Raw genomic sequence first — 2,105 nt, 5'->3', positions numbered from 1 at the left:
GGAACGGGTATTAAATGGTATACGACTTCAACCGGTGGAACTGCTTTAGCTTCAACTACTGCTTTAACCAACGGCACTTATTATGCAAGCCAAACTGCTAATGGCTGCGAAAGTGCGAGTCGTGTGCAGATTACGGTAACGATTACTGCAACACCAGCACCAACAGCAAGTAACCAAACTTTCTGCGAAATTGCCAATGCCACCGTTGCGAATTTAACAGCAACCGGAACGGGTATTAAATGGTATACGACTTCAACCGGTGGAACCGCTTTGGCATCGACTACAGCTTTAACCAATGGTACTTATTATGCAAGCCAAACGGCTAACGGTTGCGAAAGTGCAAGTCGCGCTTCGATAACAGTAACGATTTATCAAACGCCAAAAGGATTCAATGATACCAAAACGCTTGATTGTGCCGGTAGTTTCAGCTATAATCTTCAAACGGCAAATGTGGATAATACAGCCAATGGAGGAAATGCTGTTCCAGCTTCATTTACCTGGACAATCAATTCAAACAGCAATGTAACAGGAGCCGCGAGTGGATCAGGTAACACCATCAATCAAACCTTAATTAATACCAGTAATACGGCCCAAACCATCACTTATACGGTAACACCGAAAGCGACGGTTGCAGGTGGCTGTACAGGTAATCCATTTACCGTTACTGTAAGTGTTCCGGTTTGTTCATCAATTTCGATCACCAAGGTAGCAGATGTGACTACTGTTAACCAGGCCGGCAATACGATTAACTATACCATAACTGTTGCCAATACCGGAAACGCCAGTCAAACCAATGTAGTGGTTAGCGATGCATTATTGGGAGGGACTTTGAGCAATCCGGTAAAAACAGGAAATGCCGACAATATATTAGAGAAAGGGGAGACCTGGACTTACAGCGGATCTTATAATGTAACTCAGGCCGATTTAAATAACAATGGTAAACCCGTTAATAACAGCGGAAAAATTACCAATACCGCAAGTGTACAAACTACAGAGTTACCAACGGCAAAAACAGCTATTGCTGATGTTAATATTACCTTGTCGCCAGCCATTACTTTAGTTAAAACCGGCACGCTTAATCTGAACGGAAATACCATCAACTATTTATTTACCGTTAAAAATACAGGTAACGTTACGCTGAATAATCTGGTTGTAACCGATAGTAAAGTTACCGGACCAATAATCTTAGGTGCTACAACTTTAGCTCCCGGAGCCAGCACCACAGCTACCGCAACCTACACGATTTCTGCTGCAGAAAAGGCTTCAGGTTCGGTAAGCAATACAGCAACAGTTACCGGGAAAAACCCATTGAACGGAAATGTAACTGATATTTCGGGTACCACTGCAACTAACGATACGCCTACTGTAACGCCTACAGGTGTTTATGCAGTTGATGATGCAGGTACATTAAATGCTGTAAGTGGTGGTGTTGCGGTTGCAAATGTTTTGGTTAATGATAAGTTGAACGGAAATCAGGCTACTTTAACGAACGTAACCATTACGCAGATATCGACGAGTCATCCTAATGTTTCAATTGATCCTGCTACAGGTGAAGTAAAAGTGCTGCCGAATACGCCTGTAGGCGATTATACCCTGGTATATCAGATTGAAGATAAGGCAAATCCTGGAAATGTAAAACAGGCAACAGTTACGGTACATTTGGTAAGTGGTGCAATATTGGCTGCAAATGATAACGGCACGGCCAATTCGGTAACGGGCGGAACCGCTGTAGCGAATGTTTTAACCAACGATACCTATAATGGCGGAGCACAAGCGAGTTTAACTAACGTAACCATCACCAATGGTACTAACGACAGCAATGGCAAAGTAACCTTGGATCCGGCAACCGGTGCGGTGAGCGTAGCTACCAATACCCCGGCTGGTGTTTATACTTTGACGTATACCATCACCGATAAACTGGATGCTTCGAAAACTTCGACCGCTACAGTTAAAGTAACGGTAGCATCAGGCGCGATCTTAGCTAAAGATGATGCCGGCTCGGCGAACTCGGTAAGCGGCGGAACAGCTGTTGCAAATGTATTGGCGAACGATAACTATAATGGAACTACCACAGCTCCAACATTGGCAGATGTAACCATCACCAA

General features: G+C 43.9%; 1 protein-coding gene. It reads left to right on the top strand.

Features of this window, described 5'->3' with window-relative positions; genetic code table 11:
- A partial coding sequence (locus OC25_RS26580; RefSeq protein ID WP_039483617.1) for a beta strand repeat-containing protein occupies window positions 1-2,105 on the top strand: 2,105 nt, incomplete at both ends.

Source organism: Pedobacter kyungheensis (genome assembly GCF_000812965.1).
In the GTDB taxonomy this organism is placed as follows: Bacteria; Bacteroidota; Bacteroidia; order Sphingobacteriales; family Sphingobacteriaceae; genus Pedobacter; species Pedobacter kyungheensis.
This window is presented reverse-complemented; position numbering and strand designations above follow the sequence as displayed.